The 17098-nt window shown below is 72.1% G+C and carries 16 protein-coding genes; 4 read left to right on the top strand and 12 right to left on the bottom strand.

Annotation, left to right across the window (positions count from 1 at the left end):
- Positions 1-21: 21 nt before the first annotated feature.
- On the top strand, positions 22-1374 hold the full coding sequence (locus ACFWI4_RS14215; RefSeq protein ID WP_387195105.1) for an MFS transporter: 1353 nt from the start codon (positions 22-24) through the stop codon (positions 1372-1374).
- Positions 1375-1629: 255 nt separating this feature from the next.
- Positions 1630-2004 carry an RNA polymerase-binding protein RbpA gene (locus tag ACFWI4_RS14210; RefSeq protein WP_003977404.1) on the top strand — a complete coding sequence of 125 codons (375 nt, stop codon included), beginning with the start codon at positions 1630-1632 and terminating at the stop codon, positions 2002-2004.
- A 285-nt stretch (positions 2005-2289) separates the two neighbouring features.
- Here the strand turns inward: ACFWI4_RS14210 and fxsA are convergent, their stop codons facing one another.
- The 4 genes from fxsA to ACFWI4_RS14190 all read right to left on the bottom strand — a co-directional run bounded on the left by fxsA (position 2290) and on the right by ACFWI4_RS14190 (position 6705).
- On the bottom strand, positions 2290-2853 hold the full coding sequence (fxsA, locus tag ACFWI4_RS14205; protein WP_387195102.1) for an FxsA family membrane protein: 564 nt from the start codon (positions 2851-2853) through the stop codon (positions 2290-2292).
- A 269-nt stretch (positions 2854-3122) separates the two neighbouring features.
- Positions 3123-3917 carry a polyprenol monophosphomannose synthase gene (locus tag ACFWI4_RS14200; protein WP_387195099.1) on the bottom strand — a complete coding sequence of 265 codons (795 nt, stop codon included), beginning with the start codon at positions 3915-3917 and terminating at the stop codon, positions 3123-3125.
- Positions 3918-4466: 549 nt separating this feature from the next.
- Positions 4467-6083, bottom strand: coding sequence for an amidohydrolase (locus ACFWI4_RS14195; RefSeq protein WP_387195096.1), 1617 nt, complete (start codon positions 6081-6083; stop codon positions 4467-4469).
- Positions 6084-6264: 181 nt separating this feature from the next.
- Positions 6265-6705 carry an Lrp/AsnC family transcriptional regulator gene (locus ACFWI4_RS14190; RefSeq protein WP_037621061.1) on the bottom strand — a complete coding sequence of 147 codons (441 nt, stop codon included), beginning with the start codon at positions 6703-6705 and terminating at the stop codon, positions 6265-6267.
- Positions 6706-6974: 269 nt separating this feature from the next.
- Here ACFWI4_RS14190 and ACFWI4_RS14185 point away from each other — a divergent pair, with 269 nt between their 5' ends.
- A complete protein-coding gene (locus ACFWI4_RS14185) occupies positions 6975-7409 on the top strand; it encodes a hypothetical protein (protein WP_385399322.1) in 435 nt (144 codons plus the stop codon).
- A gap of 13 nt (positions 7410-7422) precedes the next feature.
- On the opposite strand, the gene ACFWI4_RS14180 is transcribed toward ACFWI4_RS14185, so the two are convergent.
- Both ACFWI4_RS14180 and ACFWI4_RS14175 read right to left on the bottom strand, forming a co-directional pair.
- Positions 7423-8535: a phosphotransferase family protein gene (locus tag ACFWI4_RS14180; protein WP_387195093.1), complete on the bottom strand. Its 1113-nt coding sequence runs from the start codon at positions 8533-8535 to the stop codon at positions 7423-7425.
- 14 nt (positions 8536-8549) lie between these two features.
- Complete coding sequence (locus ACFWI4_RS14175; protein ID WP_387195090.1) at positions 8550-9662, bottom strand: hypothetical protein; 1113 nt, start codon at positions 9660-9662, stop codon at positions 8550-8552.
- Between the two features lie 195 nt (positions 9663-9857).
- Here ACFWI4_RS14175 and ACFWI4_RS14170 point away from each other — a divergent pair, with 195 nt between their 5' ends.
- A complete protein-coding gene (locus tag ACFWI4_RS14170) occupies positions 9858-10256 on the top strand; it encodes a hypothetical protein (RefSeq protein WP_387195087.1) in 399 nt (132 codons plus the stop codon).
- On the opposite strand, the gene ACFWI4_RS14165 is transcribed toward ACFWI4_RS14170, so the two are convergent.
- The 6 genes from ACFWI4_RS14165 to ACFWI4_RS14140 form a co-directional block, all read right to left on the bottom strand.
- Positions 10219-11391: an acyl-CoA dehydrogenase family protein gene (locus ACFWI4_RS14165; protein ID WP_387195084.1), complete on the bottom strand. Its 1173-nt coding sequence runs from the start codon at positions 11389-11391 to the stop codon at positions 10219-10221. The two genes, ACFWI4_RS14170 and ACFWI4_RS14165, sit on opposite strands and share 38 nt — an antisense overlap.
- A gap of 321 nt (positions 11392-11712) precedes the next feature.
- On the bottom strand, positions 11713-12372 hold the full coding sequence (locus ACFWI4_RS14160; RefSeq protein ID WP_387195081.1) for a TetR/AcrR family transcriptional regulator: 660 nt from the start codon (positions 12370-12372) through the stop codon (positions 11713-11715).
- 163 nt (positions 12373-12535) lie between these two features.
- Positions 12536-12682 carry an SCO1431 family membrane protein gene (locus tag ACFWI4_RS14155; RefSeq protein ID WP_387195078.1) on the bottom strand — a complete coding sequence of 49 codons (147 nt, stop codon included), beginning with the start codon at positions 12680-12682 and terminating at the stop codon, positions 12536-12538.
- Between the two features lie 220 nt (positions 12683-12902).
- On the bottom strand, positions 12903-14255 hold the full coding sequence (locus ACFWI4_RS14150) for a peptidase C39 family protein (protein ID WP_385399305.1): 1353 nt from the start codon (positions 14253-14255) through the stop codon (positions 12903-12905).
- A gap of 191 nt (positions 14256-14446) precedes the next feature.
- Positions 14447-15988: an amino acid permease gene (locus ACFWI4_RS14145; protein ID WP_385399303.1), complete on the bottom strand. Its 1542-nt coding sequence runs from the start codon at positions 15986-15988 to the stop codon at positions 14447-14449.
- Between the two features lie 60 nt (positions 15989-16048).
- Positions 16049-17005, bottom strand: coding sequence for a hypothetical protein (locus tag ACFWI4_RS14140; protein ID WP_387195074.1), 957 nt, complete (start codon positions 17003-17005; stop codon positions 16049-16051).
- Positions 17006-17098 lie beyond the last annotated feature (93 nt).

Here is a 17098-nt window from a genome sequence, read left to right as displayed (position 1 = left end):
CACGGGGAAACGAGGGCACGGGTGAGCACGGACACCGTGCGGGCGGAGGCGGCCGACGAGGCCGCGGAGCGCCGGCGGGAACAGCGCGGCTGGTACTTCTACGACTGGGCCTGCTCCGTCTATTCGACGAGCGTGCTCACCGTGTTCCTCGGCCCCTATCTGACGGCGGTGGCCAAGCACGCGGCGGACGCGGACGGGTTCGTCCATCCGCTGGGGATTCCGGTCCGCGCCGGTTCCTTCTTCGCGTACGCGGTCTCCGCCTCGGTCATCCTGTCGATCGTCGTGATGCCGATGGCGGGCGCGGCCGCCGACCGCACGGGCCGCAAGAAGCCGCTGCTCGCGGCCGCGGCCTATCTCGGCGCCGCGGCCACCACCGGCATGTTCTTCCTGGACGGCGACCGCTATCTGCTCGGCGGGCTGCTGCTGATCGTCGCGAACGCCTCGCTGGCCGTCTCGATGGTCCTGTACAACTCCTACCTGCCGCAGATCGCCCCGCCCGAGGAGCGCGACGCCGTCTCCTCCCGGGGCTGGGCGTTCGGATACGCGGCGGGCTCGCTGGTCCTGGTGGCGAACCTGGTCCTGTTCACGGCCCATGACAGCTTCGGCGTCTCCGAGTCGACGGCCGTGCGCATCTGTCTGGCCTCGGCCGGTGTCTGGTGGGGCGCCTTCACGCTCGTACCGCTGAAGCGGCTGCGCGAACGCCGGTCGCCCTCCGCCTCCGCCGGGACGTCCGCGCACGGATGGCGGCAGCTGGCCGCCACGGTGCGGGACATGCGCCGCCAGCCCCTCACCCTTTCCTTCCTGCTCGCCTACCTCATCTACAACGACGGCATCCAGACGGTCATCTCGCAGGCCTCGGTCTACGGCTCCGAGGAACTGGGCCTCAGCCAGTCGACCCTGATCACGGCCGTACTCCTGGTCCAGGTGCTCGCGGTCGGCGGCGCACTGGGCATGGGCCGGTTGGCTCGTACGTACGGCGCCAAACGCACCATTCTCGGCTCACTCGTCGCGTGGACGCTCACACTCGGCGCCGGGTACTTCCTGCCCGCGGGCGCGCCGGTGTGGTTCTTCGTCCTGGCGTCCTGCATCGGACTGGTCCTCGGCGGCAGCCAGGCGCTGTCGCGCTCGCTGTTCTCGCACCTCGTGCCGAGCGGCAAGGAGGCCGAGTACTTCTCCGCGTACGAGATGAGCGACCGCGGGATGAGCTGGCTGGGACCGCTGCTGTTCGGGCTGACGTTCCAGCTGACGGGAAGCTACCGGGACGCGATCATCTCGCTCGTGGTCTTCTTCGTCATCGGCTTCGTCCTGCTCGCGCGCGTCCCGGTGCGGCAGGCCGTGCGGGACGCGGGCAATCCCGTACCCGAGATGATTTAGCGTCCGGGGCCAAAGAGCGGTAGTGTACGCGTTTGGCCTGCCTGCCGTACCGTTACTGCGCGTCAATGATACGGAAGCGTTGGGTGACATCTGATGCCAGATGTGACAAAGCGGGCGACGGTGGGTACAACAAGGGGCGGCTACGACGGCGACGCATGACCCACAACGGGAATCTTTACCGCCGACCGGACGTTGACCGGATGACGACGACAGCGACACCTGTCCTGTGGGCGACAAGCCCGGGAGGCACGATTCATGAGTGAGCGAGCTCTTCGCGGCACACGCCTCGTAGTGACCAGCTATGAGACGGACCGCGGCATCGACCTGGCCCCGCGCCAGGCCGTGGAGTACGCATGCGAGAAGGGGCACCGGTTTGAGATGCCCTTCTCGGTGGAGGCCGAAATTCCGCCGGAGTGGGAGTGCAAGGTCTGCGGGGCCCAGGCACTTCTCGTCGACGGCGACGGCCCTGAGGAGAAGAAGGCGAAGCCCGCGCGCACGCACTGGGACATGCTGATGGAGCGGCGCACTCGCGAGGAGCTCGAAGAGGTCCTCGAGGAGCGTCTGGCCGTTCTTCGCTCCGGCGCGATGAACATCGCGGTGCATCCGCGGGACAGCCGCAAGTCCGCCTGACCCCTTCGAGGGTCGAGCGGCATACACCGCACGCCGAGACCGCGGGCACCGTACTTCAGGTACGGGGCCCGCGGTCTCGTGCGTTCCGGTGGACCACCCGGGTGACGGCCGTGTGCCGGTGGACCCGCGTGAGTGCCGCCTCCCGGTGCACCAGGGCGGCCGCGTTCCGGTGGACCCCGGTGACGGCCGTGTGCCGGTGGACTCGGGACACGACGACCGCCGGGGTCCCGGACCGCGTCACGGCGGTCCGGGATCCCGGCGGAGTGGTGACGGTGCAGACGCCCGCTAGCGGTTCAGGGGCGGATAGGGGCCGCCGGGCTCGCCGGGCGCGTCGTCCCTGATGACCTCGCCCTGGACCACCTTGCCGTCGGGACGGTGGATACGGGCCTGCTGGAGGGCGTCGCCGACGGAACCGGGGGTCGCGAGCCGCACCCTGCGCTCGAAGGCGCCCTGCGCGGAGCGGCTGACCAGCTTCTGGACCGGGGGAATCAGCAGGAGCAGACCGATCGCGTCGGAGATCAGCCCCGGGATCATCAGGAGCAGACCGCCGAGCATCGTCAGGCCGTTGCCCCGGCTGCTCCCGCCGCTCGTGGGCATGACACCGCTCTGCGCCTGCTGGAACGTCTGGTTGAGGTTGCGGAAGGCACGGCGGCCGGCCCGCTTGATGACCACGGAGCCGAGGACGAACCCGGCGACGAGCAGCAGGAACACCGCGAAGCCGCTCGTGGCGTGCGCGACGAGCGTCAGCAGCCAGATCTCCAGCACCAGCCACACCGCGACGCCGAGCGGCAGGAAGGTGCGCAGCCGCGAGCGCTGCGGGCGGGTGGGGGTCGAAACGCCAGTCGTCATGCTCCCAGTGTGCCTGGGCGCGCCTCAGATCGGGATAAGCGGACGCTCACACCGCGGGTCCCCAGAGGCAACCGGACCCGGACCCGCGCCCCGGACTCGGGGCCTCGGACGGGCTCACCGGACCGAGCAGGACCCGCCCGGTGGGTCGGCTCACCGGACCGGGCAGGGACGGCCCGGTCACGGTCCCGGTCCGGGGCGGATGACGGCCGGACCCAGGCCGGACGGACCGGCGAGTACGCCTCGTACGGCGGCGGAGGTGCCGGAGCGGGTCAGGGCCGCTTGCGGCGGGCCGTGATCCTGCCGACGCGCTCGCCCACTCCCCAGGTGGTGACGCGCCACAGCGCCTCCACGAGGATGTCGCGGCTCATCTTGGAGTCGCCCAGTTCGCGTTCCACGAAGGTGATCGGGACCTCGACGACGTGATAGCCGGCCTTCACCGCACGGCGGGCGAGGTCGACCTGGAAGCAGTAGCCCTGCGAGGCGACCTCACCGAGGCCGAGGCCTTCGAGGGTCTCGCGGCGGAAGGCGCGGTAGCCGCCCGTCACGTCCCGGATCGGCACGTCGAGCAGGACGCGGGAGTAGAGGCTGCCGCCGCGCGAGATGAACTCGCGGGACTTGGGCCAGTTCACCACGCGGCCGCCCGGGACCCAGCGCGAGCCGAGGACGAGGTCCGCGCCCTTGAGCGCGGTCAGCAGGCGGGGAAGCTCCTCCGGCTGGTGCGAACCGTCGGCGTCCATCTCGATGAGGACGCCGTAGCCGTGCTCCAGACCCCAGCGGAACCCCGCGAGGTAGGCGGCGCCGAGGCCTTCCTTGCCCTTGCGGTGGAGAACCTGGACGTTCTCGTCGTCCGCGGCCAGCTCGTCGGCGAGCTTGCCCGTGCCGTCGGGGCTGTTGTCGTCCGCCACCAGCACGTGCGCCTCGGGCACGGCTGCTCGCACCCGGCCGACGATCTTCTTGATGTTCTCCGCCTCGTTGTAGGTCGGAATGATCACCAAGGCCGTGCCGAGCGGGCCGAACCGCCTCCCCTGGGCTTCCGCCGCGAGGGTCCCGTCGCCGTCGTTCACTGCTGCCCCTTCGTATCCGTACGCAGGGCTCCACCATAGTGCGCCCAGCCTGCGCTCCTGCGTCGCAGCGGCCCTATGGGGGTGTCGATTCGCCATGAGACGGGTAAGAGCGGACGCTCCGGACCGGAAATCGCGTCCCGCGGAGTGCTGCGGATCGGGGCCCGGCGCCCTTCGGGCCGACCTGGGACCCGCTGGCTGCGGGTCGACCGAAAGCCGTTGTCTACTGAACGTCCGGGCCCCACCCGGGTCGCACCTGCCGACGTGTCGGAACGTTCCCTCGCCTCGTGGCGCCGGTGCTGGGCCTGGCTCCCAGTGGCCGGTGCGCCGGTGCGGCGCACCACCCCTGACCCAGCGGCGCCGCGAGGCCGTCGGAAGTTCCCCGGTCGGCCGTCCGGTGGTGGACGGGCCGAACCTACCCGCCCCCTGCGGCAGGCTGTCAACACTGGCTTGATCTGCGGCTTTACCGACAAAGCCCAGGTCAGAGCCGAGGATGCGCAGGTGGAACGTCGGGGTGCCGGACCCCGCAAGAGCGCCCGGCACCCCGGTACATCACTCGTTAGGCCGTACGAATACCGTGCGCCCGCCGACCACCGTGCGCAGACAGACGGGCAGGTCACCGCCGGGAGTCAGGTCCGGGAGCCCGGGAGTGCCGGAGCGAGGGTCGGTGGACCAGCGGGCGACCCGGTCGTCGGGGGCCTGGACGACGAGCCGCCCGGTACGCCACACCGCGTAGTCCGCGGGCGCGCCCGGCACCAGGACGCCCGCGTCGTCGCGTCCGACCGCCCGCCAGCCGCCCCGGGTGTGGGCGGTGAAGGCGGCCCGTACGGACACCCGGTGCTCAGGCGTGCGGTGGAAGGCCGCCGCGCGCACGGTGCCCCACGGGTCGAGCGGGGTCACCGGGCTGTCGGACCCGAAGGCCAGCGGCACACCGGCGCGCAGCAGCGCCGCGAACGGGTTGAGCGTCCTGGCCCGGGCGGTGCCGAGCCGCTGGGCGTACATGCCGTCCTCGCCGCCCCACAGCGCGTCGAAGGCGGGCTGCACGGAGGCGGTGAGGCCGAGCTCGGCGAAACCCGCGACGGTCTCGGGGGTGAGCATCTCGGCGTGCTCGACGCGGTGCCGGGCGGCGCGCACGCGGGCCAGGCCGACCTTCTCCGCGGCGGCGCGGACTCCGGCGACCACGGAGGCCACCGCGGCGTCCCCGATGGCGTGGAAGCCCGCCTGGAGGCCCGCCTCGGTGCAGGCCACCACGTGCTCGGCGACCGCGGCCGCGTCGAGGTGGACGATTCCCGTGTGGTCCGCGTCCAGGTACGGCTCGTGCAGACAGGCGGTGTGCGAGCCGAGGGAGCCGTCGACGAACAGGTCGCCGGCCGCGCCGGCCGCGCCGAGGGCCCGCGCCTTCTCGACGTCGCGGTCGGCCCAGTAGCCCACCACCCGCGGTCCGGGCTCCTCGGCGGCGAGCCGCAGCAGGCCGGTGAAGTCGTCCTCGGAGGAGATCTCGGGGCCCGCGCACTCGTGGACGGAGCCGATGCCGAGCGAGGCGGCGTGGGCGAGCGCGGCGCGCTGCGCCCCGGTGCGCTGCTCCGCGCCGACGGCGCCGAGGGCGGCGGCGCGCACGGCGTGGTGGGCGTCGCGGGTCAGGGGGCCGTCGGCCGCGTACCCGGCGAGCGCGGTGACACCGGGGACCAGGTCGAGGAGCGCGCTGGTGGCCACGGCGGAATGCACGTCGATGCGGGAGAGGTAGAGCGGGCGTCCGCCGGTGGCGGCGTCGAGCTCCGCGCGGGCCGGGGGCCGGCCGCCGGGCCAGCGGGCCGCGTCCCAGCCGTGGCCGAGGAGGACCCGGTCGCCGGGGCGGGCGGCGGCGAAGTCGCGGACGAGGGCGAGGGCGGCCTCCAGGGCCGGCGCGCCGGACAGGTCGAGGCCGGTGAGCGCGAGGCCGGTGGCGGTGGTGTGCACGTGCGCGTCGGTGAACGCCGGGGTGACGAGGGCGCCTTCGAGGTCGACGACCTCGTCGACGCCGTCGGCGAAGGCGTCGGCGGCGCCTTCCGAGCCGACCCAGGCGATCTGGCCGCGTTCCACCACCATGGCGGTGGCGAAGGGATCGGCGGGGCTGTGGACTTCTCCACCGCGCAGCAGCACGGTGTCCGACGGGGCGGTGCTCTCACTCATGGGAACAGTCTCGCGCCTGCCCGCGGCCGGCGGTCGCCCGGGTGTCCGGCACGGCGCGGCGGCCGGCTCCGTCCGCCCGGCGGCGGGCCGGTGTCCCGGCGGGTTCGCCGCAGCGAACTCCGCAGGCGCGGGGCGAACCGCTCGGACGCGGGGCGAGCCCCTCGGCCGCGCGGCGAACTCCTCAGATGCGGGGAGGACGGGATTCGTAGGGCGTCGACAGGACGACCGTGGTGCGCGTCGACACACCCGCGAGCGCGCGCAGCCTGCCGAGGAGCTCCTCCAGTTCGTGCGGGGTCGAGACCCGCACCTTGAGGATGTAGTTCTCGTCGCCCGCGACGCTGTGGCAGGCCTCGATCTCCGGTACGCCGGCGAGGCGTTCGGCGATGTCGTCGGGGGCGCTCGGGTCGAACGGTTTCACCGAGATGAAGGCGGTCAGGGGCAGCCCGACGGCCTCCGGGTCCACGACCGCGGCGTAGCCCCGGATGACGCCGCGCTGTTCGAGGCGGCGCACCCGCTGGTGCACGGCGGACGTGGACAGGCCCGTGGCCTTGCCCAGGTCGGTGTAACTCATCCGCCCGTCTGCGACGAGCAGCTGCACGATCTGTCGGTCCAGCTCCTCCATGGCGCAAGAACCTACAGGGCGCCCGACACCCCGGGATACCTCAGCGGTGCAGGTCATAACCGCTTTGTGATGTGGCCCTGTCCCGGTGGCCCGTCCTTCGGCCGTCGGTTTTCCGCCAGGCGGGGCACCTGCGGGCGGCATGTGACGAAGGACACATGAATGCAACCGAGTCCGCGAACTTCGCGTGATTACCGCGGAGACGGGACGGGAAGTGCTTGCTGTGGTCGAGGTCGCAGCGCCTTGTCGGCCCACCCGAGGGGGAGAATCCCATGCAGAGTCTTAAGCGTCCTGGTCGTACCGCGCCCAAGCGGCAGCAGGCCGTTCTCGAACCCGAGCCGGAGGGCGTCGAATCCGACGCCCTCGAAGGCGACGAGTTCGACGCGTACGACACGTTCGAGATGTACCGGGTGATCTGCCCGGACTGCGCGCAGCCCATCGCGCTGCTCGCCGACGAGGAGTTCCTGCCGGAGCACGCCCTGTGCGCCTCCCCGTGGAACCCGTTCGGGCTCACCGTCTGTTCGGGCACGGGCCGTGCGGCCGCCGAGGCGCCCTCCGCGGACGACATCGAGGAGCCCCAGCAGCAGGACACCGCTCTCCTGCTGACGCTCCCTCAGGGGCTGAACTGGCGTACGCAGCCGTTCTCCCACGTGGGCGGACCGGGCTCGGTCCCCATGCGGGTCTCCGAACTGCGGCGCGCGGCCTGACGGTTCGACGCCTTCAACGGGTACGGCCCGCTTCGTCCCAGTAGCTGCCCTGCACCATGGCCCGCAGGCTGCCGTGGTGCAGGATCAGTGTGTCCGGGTCCGGGGGGACGCTCACCTCGCCGAAGTACGCCTGGCGGTAGGCGATGCGCAGCATGACGATCGCGTGCCGCAGGGCGGCGTACAGCGTGTAGAAGTCCATGTCGCGGGGTGTGTGGCCGGTGAGTGCCGCGTACCGGGCCTCGACCCGGTCGCGGCGCAGGAAGCCGGGCAGCCCGCTCTGCCCGAATCCCTCGGTCAGGTCCTGGAAGAAGCGGTGCAGGTAGACGGTCCAGCCGAGGTCGACCTCGCGCGGGGCCGGTGCCGCCATCTCCCAGTCGAGCACCGCGACGGGGTCGAAGCCGTCGTAGACGACGTTCCCGATGCGCGCGTCGCCCCAGTTGAGCACCGCCTCGCCCTCGTCGCGCGGCCACAGCGCCTCCAGCCGGTCGAAGGCGCTCTCTATGAGCGGGGACGGCGACAGGCCCTCGATCACCCAGGCGTAGTAGGCGCGTTGGGCCGTGACATGGCGGCGGAGCGGGCTGCCGTCCCCGGGCAGAGCGAGGAAGTCCGCCTCCTTCAGGGGTACTCGGTCGTGGAGGCGGGCGAGCAGCGCGATCGAGGCCGCCTCCAGGTGCTCGCGGTCCCGATCGCTCGCCGCGTGCAGCCAATTGCCCTCGTACGTGTAGGGCATGACGTCGGGAGGCACGCGCCCGGTGACGCGTTCCATCACGAAGAACGGCGCCCCGAGCGGTCCGGGGTCCTCCTCCAGCCACAGCACGCGCGGCACCGGCAGACCGCCGCGCTCGCGGACCAGACGCATGGTCCGGTACTGCCGGACCATGTCGTAGACGGGGAACACGGTGTACGCGCCCGGGTCCGCCGCGAGCCTCAACGCGCAGCCCCTCAGCGGTGGTTCGGGGTGTTCGAGGTCGAACAGCAGGGTCTCGCTGGACAGGCCGTTGGACTCGGGGACGCTCACGTTCACCGCTTCCGCGCCCGGCAGGCGGGTGCCGAGCCAGGCGCTCAGCCGGCGCGTGAGCTCCTCGGGGTCACGGGTGGTCGTACGGGGCCGGGGTGCCGTGGCCATCTGGCCTACTCCTCTCAGGGCGCGACCGAGTCGAACCCGGTGAAGCCGCTCGGATCGTGGCGGCCGAACGAGCCGTGCTCGAAGATCCCGTGTCCGACCCGCCCGTCGAGGGTGAAGCGAGCGGAGTGGTCGGTCACCCCGTAGCGGGCGAGGGGGTGCGCGGCCGGGTCCGAGAGGTCGTACACCCGGTGGTCCCTCCAGCCGCGGCCGCGCCAGGTGCCGTGCTGCCAGTCGTCGGCCGGCGGATAGCCCGCGCCGACCGCGAGCGGGGACGAGGCCAGTACCTCCACACCCAGCTCCAGCGGTTTGCGGTCCGCGGAGCGGGTCAGGTGGACGACGGCCGACTCGGGGTGGCGGGTGCCGGGGCGGTAGGTGATGTCGGCCTGGGGCCAGCCGAGCTGGAGATCCCGCTCGCCTTCGCGCACGAGCATGGCGTCGCCGAGCGTGCGGTACCCGTCGGCGTCCTCCTGGACGACGACCATCAGGAACCGGTCCTCGAAGCGGACCGGGCACCAGATCCAGTGGAATCCCTCGGTCGGGTTCTCCGCGGCGAGCCGGCCGCCCTCCTCCCCGGGGATGGGGCGCACGCCCCAGCTGCGGTCCCGGGTTCCGGTCCACTCCGCCGGGTCCACGGCCATCTCGTCGCCCCCGACCCGGATGACGCCCTCGACGCCGCCCGCCTGCACGAAACGGCGGCCCTCCAGGGTGAGCCGGCCGCCGCGGCGCTGGACGTGGTGCGGCTCCCAGAGGGCCGGGAAGTCGGCGGTCCAGGTGAGGTCGTAGGCCAGGGAATCGTCGTCGCAGCGCAGCCGCAGCCGGCGCAGCGGTTCCTCGACGGTGATCCGCAGGGGCCCCACGGCCAGGTTCGTCCGGTCGTCGCCGAGGGCGTCGGAGGCCCGGACGGCGTGCAGCGCGTCGCCGAGCCGCAGCGTGGCGAACGCGTCGGTCACCCCGACGTTCGGATAGACGCCGAGACCGACGATGAGCAGGGCCCGGCCCCGGTGGTCGAGGACGTGGAAGATGCAGCGGTCGTAGGCGTTGCGGTCGCCGCTCGCGACGTGCTTCATGGACAGCGGGACCTGGTGCACGGGGTATTCGTCGAGGGGGACGGGGCGGTCGTCGTTCACGGCAGGCCTCCCGGGGCGCGCGGCAGCTGACGTCGCCCGGAGGGGCACGGCCCCCGGCGGCACAATTGACGGTACGTCAGATGTCCACGTACGGCCAGACGGCGGACCCGGTGCGGCACACAGGGGTCCCGTGCTGGACACACGCCCGAATCCCCGGGCCGGTGACCTGTCCGCCCGCCCGGCCGTTGCCCCGGTATGAGCGCCACACCTTCCTCGACCGGGCAGCGGCGCCGGATCCTCGTCCCGGCTCCGGCGGTCCACTGGGTACCGCCGCCACCGCCGGCCCCGCCGGCTCAGGACCCGCCCATCTACCGTGCCCTGATGCGCGCCTGGGCCGACCGCGGCCGCACCCTGCCGGGGCGCCACGACCCCGAGTGGGCCCGCCTGGCGGCGCCGTCGGTGATGTACGGGTACGTGCAGTTCGGCGGCGCGCTCACGGAACCGCGCGGAGAGGAACGGTTCGGCCCGGTCCGGGACCCGCGCGGCGACGCCCGGTTCGGCGCGCCCCGGGACCCGCGGGACGAGTTCGGCGCCGGCCCGGACCCGCGCGACGGCCTCAGCGCTCCTCGGGACCCACGAGGTGCCGTGCGATGACCATGCGCTGGATCTGGTTGGTGCCCTCGACGATCTGGAGCGCCTTCGCCTCGCGGAGGTACCGCTCGGCGGGGAAGTCGGCGGTGTACCCGTATCCGCCCAGGATCTGGACGGCATCGGTGGCGACCTTCATCGCCCCGTCCGTGCACAGCAGTTTCGCCATGGCCGCCTGTCCGGAGTAGGGCCGGCCCGCGTCGCGCAGCCGGGCGGCGGCCAGACAGAGCGCGCGGCCGGCCTCGACCCGGGTGGCCATGTCCGCCAGCATGAAGCGAAGCCCCTGGAAGTCCGCGATCCGCCGCCCGAACTGGCGCCGCGCGGTGGCGTACGCGACGGCCTCGTCCAGCGCGGCCTGGGCCAGACCCGTGGCGCAGGCCGCGATCCCGAGCCGCCCCGAGTCGAGCGCCGCCAGGGCGATCTCGAAACCCCGGCCCTCCTCGCCGAGCAGACGGTCACCGGCGACCCGTACCGCGTCGAGGTGGACCTGCGCGGTCGGTGACCCCTTCAGGCCCATCTTCCGCTCGGGCGGCGAGGCGCTCAGCCCCTCCGCGTCGCCGGGAACCAGGAAGGCCGTGATGCCGTGCGGGCCCTCGGCGCCGGTCCGGGCGAACACCGTGTAGAAGTCGGCCACCCCGCCGTGGGTGGTCCAGGCCTTGGTGCCGGTGACGACCCAGTCGTCCCCGCGCCGTTCCGCCCTCGTCCGCAGCGAGGCGGCGTCGGACCCCGAGGACGGCTCGGAGAGGCAGTACGCGCCGAGCAGACCGCCGCCGAGCATGGCGGGCAGGTGCGCGGTCCGCTGCTCCTCGGTTCCGTACCGCGCCAGCGCGTGGCAGGCCAGGGTGTGGACGCTGACGCCGAGGCCCACGGTGAGGCGGGTCATGGCGAGTTCTTCGAGGACCTGGAGGTAGACCTCGTACGGCTGGCCGCCGCCGCCGTGGGCGGGGTCGTAGGGCAGGCCGAGCAGTCCGGACTCCGAGAGCAGGCCGAACAGCTCGCGCGGGAAGTGCCCGGAGTCCTCCTCCTCGGCCGCCGTCGGCGCGATCTCGCGCCGGGCCAGGTCTCGGACGAGCGAGATCAGGTCCCGGGCCTCGTCCGTGGGCAGCCGACGGTCCACCGGCTGCGCGGCGCGATCGGGCACGGCGGCGCTCCTCCCTGGTCGGGCACACCGGCGAGCGTCCGCCCGGGGACGGCGCCGCCGGGTCTCACCTGGCCCCGCCGATGCTCCCGCTCCGGGCCGCGGAACCCGGCGAACAAGGGCCGTGGCGCCGGGAGTACGCCCGAACGGAGGCACCCGGCGCCGGGTGACGGGCCGTCACCGGCGGGACACGCCCCCGGCCGCGCCCCAGCCACGGCGCTTTCGCCCTCCCCTTGCCGCGTCCCACCCCCTGGTCGCCTGCCCACACGTCCCCGGAATTGGTCCGAACCATTGACAGAGTGGTCTAGTCCTCATAGCGTTCGGTCAGTTGTCCCGCCGGGCGTCGGGCGGGGCCACGCACGTGGGGTCGATCTCCTCGACGGCACGCAGGGCACCCCCCAGCATCTTCACGAGCAGTTCGCGCATGGTGTCGCGCGGCAGGGCGGGCCGGTCGATCCAGTCGAGGGTGGCCCCCTCCACGCTGTGCAGCCAGCCGAGCAGGGCGACGCGCGGCAGCGGTCCGACCCGGCGCCGGCCGTACGCCCCCTCGGCGATGGTCGCGACGATCGCCTCGCGCACGCCCTCGCGTATCGCCTGCACCTCGGCGTCGAAGCCCACGCCGCCGGCGATGATCGTGCGATAGGCGGCCTGGTTGTGCTCGGCGTAGCGCAGATAGCCGTCGATCGTGCGGTGGACCCGCTCGGCCCCGGGGAGCTCCGGGCCGTCGGCGGCCCTGGAGACCAGCTCGGCGACGGAGTCCTCGACGATGGCGAGGTAGTAGCCGCGCTTGGACTTGAAGTAGTAGTAGATCAGCCCCTTGGCGACATGCGCCTGCCGCGCGATGTCGTCCATCGACAGGGCGTCGTACGAGGTGTCGGCGAACAACCTCCGCCCGATGGCGATGAGTTCGGCGCGGCGCGCCAGTGAACGGTCGGTGCCCCGCGCCCGGGGGCGCTCGGCCTCACGCTGTTGACTGTTATTCAATTCCGGCCCTGGTCTCCAACTGCCGACGGAACATGCGCAGTATGGCAGAACCGTGGCGACCGTCATCCGGGGGCGATAGGCGATCGTTCGTCCCGGTTCGGGCGTGCGCCGGGGCCGTGCGGCCGGCCGGCCCGGAGGGGTCCGAGCCGTGCGGCGCGTGCGCTCAGAGCAGTCCGAGCCGCGCGACCAGCATCGCGACGGCCACCACCAGGATCCAGCCCAGGACGTGTTCGAGGATCTTCGGTCCTTCGTCCTTCGGGCCTCCGGTGCGGGTACGGAGACGGGCGGCGGTGACGGGGCTCGCGGTCATGGCATCTCGCTGACGTAGTCGTGCGGTGGCGTCCCCCGCCCGCGTCGGCTCCCCGCCGACCCGACCACCTTGCCACCGGAGCCGCCGTCTCCGGTAGAGACCGAGGTCACGTCGGCGGGCCGGCCGCCCCGCGCCCGCCGGATTCCGCCCGGCACGCGCCCGTGTGCGTCTCGTCACACACGGGCGGCGGCTCCCGCGGACCGCGGGAGCCGCTCCCGCCTCAGCGGACGCCGACCGCCGCGAGCGCCTTGCGCTGCCGGGCCGACGGATGGGCCGGGAAGTACAGGTAGCAGACGCCGCCGGTGCCGGAGACGACCTTCCCGGAGGCGTTGTAGCGCTTGGTCCGCAGCCAGATGGTCTCGAACTCGGAGCGCTTGTAGACCCTGCGCACCGCGTCGTCGCCGGGCGAGGCCGGATCGTTGGCGATCACGTCGCCGTCCGCGGTGAACCCTATGACCGTCATGAGGTGGCCCGAGGTGCCGTAACCCGCGCCCGTCAGCTCGGTCTTGAGGAACGACTGGGACGTTATGGCCGGGATGCCCGCGGCGATCAGCGTCTCCAGGTCGGTCAGCGAGCCGAGCCGGGTCACCACTCCCTGGAGGTCCTTGTACGTGGCCGCGTAGGCCGCGTTGAAGGGCCAGTTGCCGCAGCCGGTGTACTGGTAGTCGTAGGTGGAGCGGGCCGCGAGGCACACCTGCGGGTCGGCGTACGCCGGGTCGACCCAGGCGAGCTGCTCGGCGGTGGGCCTGCGCCCCCAGTACTCGATGATCATCTGCGAGGAGGTCGGGCTGCACCAGGCCTCGCCGCCGTTGTCGTACTCGGGGTACTGGCCGGCGTGGATCTCCTGCGAGTAGCGCGGGACGTTCAGCTCCTGGGCGAGGCCCGGGGCGGAGGCGGGGACGGTGAAGCGGTCCGGGACGTCGGAACCCATCGCCCCCAGCCGCCACACGAGGGGCGTGATCCTGGTGCCCGGGGTGCGGTAGAGGGTCAGCCGCAGCCGGTACGAGGAGAGGCGCAGCCCCGAGGCGGCGTCGTCGACGGAGAAGGTGTCCGTCCAGATCGTGCTGCGGCCGTCGGTCTGGCCGTCCACGGAGGTGCGCCGGATGTCCTGGTCGCCGGAGGCCCAGCGGCCCATCACGTACCAGGGCGTGTCCGTACCGTCGGAGTAGGTGCCGGTCAGTTCGACCTGGAGCCAGCTGCCGGCCGGGGTGTGCGCGTTCCAGGAGGCGATGACCTCCGTGGCGGGAACGGCGAGCCGGTGGACCGGTGAGGTCCAGGTCGCGTACTCCCAGGTGGCCGTTCTGCCGGTGTGCGGGTCGGTGTAGTCCGTCGTGCCGTCCGGGGCGCCGATCACCAGACCGGGGCGGACACCGGGAACGGCCCGGGCGCCCCGCGCGCCGCCCGAACGCCAGTCGCTGTACGAGGTCCAGGCGCGGTTGTCGACGAGACCGCCGGGCGCTCGGGTGCGGCGGACCGCCGCGGCGGCCGGGGGCCCCGCGGCCCCCACCGCGGCCGCGGCGGCGACCGCCGCGGCCAGAACGATTCTGCGGGACGGCTGTTCGGCTCTGCTCATGGGTGGAGAACCCCCAGGGGTGTCCGTGACGGGCGGGCCCAATGCTCTGTCGTGCGCCAACTATGGACGCCGGAGGGCGACTTCTGCCAGCACTTCGGGCCGTGCCGCGCCCACCAATATTGGTCGAGACCACTGGCATGACCTGGGACGCCCCGGCCCCGGCGGGTGCCGGAACCGGGGCGGACGGGTGATCAGACGAGGTCCATGGCGGCGACCTCGTCGGGGCGGCCGTAGCTGACGGGGCCCTGGAAGCGGCGCCGCGCCGTGGCGAACCACCACACCGTCGCGACCACCAGCACCACGGCCAGGGCGATCGAGGCGTAGTTGAAGTTGTCCCCGGTGATCGGTGAGGTCTGGGGCAGCATGAAGAGCACGCTGCTGGCGAGGATCCAGGTCACGGCCACCCAGCCGACGGGCTTGCTCCACCGGCCCAGGTTCCAGGGGCCGGGCTGGAACTCGTCGCCGAGCCGCAGCCGCAGGAAGACCGGCACGGCGTAGGCGAGGAAGAGCCCGACGACGTTGACGCTGACGATGGCCGTGAAGGCGGTGTGCGACCACCAGCCGGGCAGGACCAGGGCCAGCGAGCAGGCGACCGCCAGCCAGACGGCCTTGACGGGGGTACGGGTGCGCGGCGAGACGGAGTGCCACCAGCGCGAGCCGGGCATCGCGCCGTCCCGGGAGAAGGCGAAGATCTGCCGGGTGTTGCTGGTCAGGTTGGCCAGTCCGCAGAAGAGCATGGACCCGATCACGATGAGCAGGATGAACTTAGCCATGGTCATGCCAAGCCCGTCGATGAGGATCTGCACGGGCGGCGCCGAGGAGCCGGCGACCCGGTCGTAATCACGAATGCTGTACACGAGGGCGAGCATCAGGATGAGCCCGGTGATCGCCGAATAGCCGATCGAACGGGTGATCCCCTTGGGCGCGTTGACCGTGGCCCGCACGGTTTCCTCGGACATGTGGAAGCTGCCGTCGAAGCCCGTGAAGGTCCAGCTCGTGACCAGCAGACCGAGCATCCCCCCGTAAATCCCGTTCTGGAAACCGGTGTTGTTCGCGAAATGCGTGACGAACGAGGCCGACTGGTGCTCGTGGGGCATCACGATGAGTGTTCCCACGATCACGACGAGCCCGATCAGCAGCCACCACACGGAGATCCGGTTCAGCACGGCGACCAGCTGGACGGTGTAGGTATTGGCCAAACCCTGGAGCACGATGATCACCGCCGTGATCAGGACCGTCTGCTCGGCCGTCGGCCGGTACGAGTCCCACTGGAGTGCCACGTACGCCTGGATGAAGGTGGCGGCCGCGTATCCGGTGGCGGCCGTGCCTCCCACCTGACCCACGAAATTCAGCCAGCCCGTGTACCAGGACCAGGCGCCCTTGTGCCGCTTGGCGAGCTTGCCGGCGGAGAAATACAGGGCACCGCTGGTCGGATAGGCGGAGGCGACCTCGGCCATCGCGGCACCGATGAAGAGCACCATCACCGAGACGCCGATCCAGCCGAACACGAGAACGCGCGGGCCGCCCGCGTTCATTCCGAAACCGAAGGAGGAGAAGATACCGGAGATGATGTTGATGATGGTGAAGGATATGGCGAAATTGTCGAACGCCTGAAAACGACGGGTGAGTTTTCTCGGATATCCCATCGCGTGCAGCGTGGCGTCGTCGTCGAAGGCGACGGAATCCTTTCCTGGCACGTTTCTCCGGCCCGGGGCCGATATTCGCTCGGACACAGCCGACCTCTCTCTCGGGGGGGGGGGTGGTTCGGGGCGTGGGGCGGGTGGGGCCGGCGGTCAGCCGGCTCCCGGCACGGGCAGGCCGCAGGCGCGGCGGGCGCGGGAGAGCTGCTCCTCGGGTTCGCCGAACACGCTCCACGGCATCCGGCAGGCGTACGGCCCCATGGCCATGAACACCGCCCGCGCCTCGAACTCGCGCTGCGCCATGAACAGCGCGTGCGCCAGGTACGCCAGGTCGAGCACCGGCGTGAAGCGGTATCCGGAGACCTCCGGCAGCCAGTTCTGGTAGATCGCGAGCGCCGTGGAACGCCACTGCGGCTGCTCCCAGGTGCGGTCGACCAGCAGCTGGGTGGGGTTGTAGCTCTCCACCAGGGCCACCAGCGGCAGCAGCCGCAACGGCGAGGAGGCGGGGGCGCGCTGGCTCAGGAAGGCGGCCACGTCCCAGGCGGCGTTGACGGAACCGCCGTGGCGCGTGAAGAAGAAGGCCAGGAACCGGTGGTGACCCTCACGGTTCCAGGGGTCCAGACGCAGGACGTGCGAGAACAGGCGCCAGGGTCCCGGGGGCTGGGTCAGCAGCCCCTGCGGGGCGGCGTCGCGCAGGTCGTGCAGCCTGGCCATGGACAGCCGGGCGACCCAGGGCGTGGGATCCGCCCGGTCCATCAGCGCGGCCCGGTCGCAGGCGCTCAGCGCGATGCGTTCCAGCGCCTCGGCCCGTTCGTCCTTGGCGTCGGCCGCGCGCAGCGCCCGCAGGACGGCCACCCGGGCCCACAGCAGGGCGGCCTCGGGCGTCCGCTCCTCCGCCAGCCAGCGTTCGGTCAGATCGGAGTCGGCGGCCTCGGAGGCCAGCACCAGGGAACGGTGGGCCCGTAATCCATAGTCGGAACGGGTCTCCTCAAGAGCCTCGCGGGCGCTCAGATAGCGGCCGGCTCTGACATCCGTGCAGACGCTCGCGAGGGTGCGGTCGTCGGCCGCCGGATGCCACACGTACTGCCCCTCGAATAAACCCGCGGCCATCTTCCCCTGTCCATCCCCGTACGACCCCTCGCCGTTCCGCAACAGGAACCCTACTCAGCATCACCGGACACCGGAACGCCCTATCCGAAATAC

The sequence above is a fragment of the Streptomyces sp. NPDC127038 genome, from assembly GCF_042725875.1.
Classification (GTDB): domain Bacteria; phylum Actinomycetota; class Actinomycetes; order Streptomycetales; family Streptomycetaceae; genus Streptomyces.
The sequence above is the reverse complement of the archived record's forward strand: the minus strand, read 5'-3'. Positions and strand labels throughout refer to the sequence as shown.

Excerpts from the sequence above, each read along its gene's own strand:
- ACFWI4_RS14170 (WP_387195087.1), top strand. The coding sequence starts at position 9,858 with ATGAGCGCCACACCTTCCTCGACCGGGCAGCGGCGCCGGATCCTCGTC.
- ACFWI4_RS14190 (WP_037621061.1), bottom strand. The coding sequence starts at position 6,705 with ATGGAGGAGCTGGACCGACAGATCGTGCAGCTGCTCGTCGCAGACGGG.
- ACFWI4_RS14195 (WP_387195096.1), bottom strand. The coding sequence starts at position 6,083 with ATGAGTGAGAGCACCGCCCCGTCGGACACCGTGCTGCTGCGCGGTGGA.
- ACFWI4_RS14140 (WP_387195074.1), bottom strand. The coding sequence starts at position 17,005 with ATGGCCGCGGGTTTATTCGAGGGGCAGTACGTGTGGCATCCGGCGGCC.
- ACFWI4_RS14155 (WP_387195078.1), bottom strand. The coding sequence starts at position 12,682 with ATGACCGCGAGCCCCGTCACCGCCGCCCGTCTCCGTACCCGCACCGGA.
- ACFWI4_RS14180 (WP_387195093.1), bottom strand. The coding sequence starts at position 8,535 with ATGGCCACGGCACCCCGGCCCCGTACGACCACCCGTGACCCCGAGGAG.
- ACFWI4_RS14210 (WP_003977404.1), top strand. The coding sequence starts at position 1,630 with ATGAGTGAGCGAGCTCTTCGCGGCACACGCCTCGTAGTGACCAGCTAT.
- ACFWI4_RS14185 (WP_385399322.1), top strand. The coding sequence starts at position 6,975 with ATGCAGAGTCTTAAGCGTCCTGGTCGTACCGCGCCCAAGCGGCAGCAG.
- ACFWI4_RS14150 (WP_385399305.1), bottom strand. The coding sequence starts at position 14,255 with ATGAGCAGAGCCGAACAGCCGTCCCGCAGAATCGTTCTGGCCGCGGCG.
- fxsA (WP_387195102.1), bottom strand. The coding sequence starts at position 2,853 with ATGACGACTGGCGTTTCGACCCCCACCCGCCCGCAGCGCTCGCGGCTG.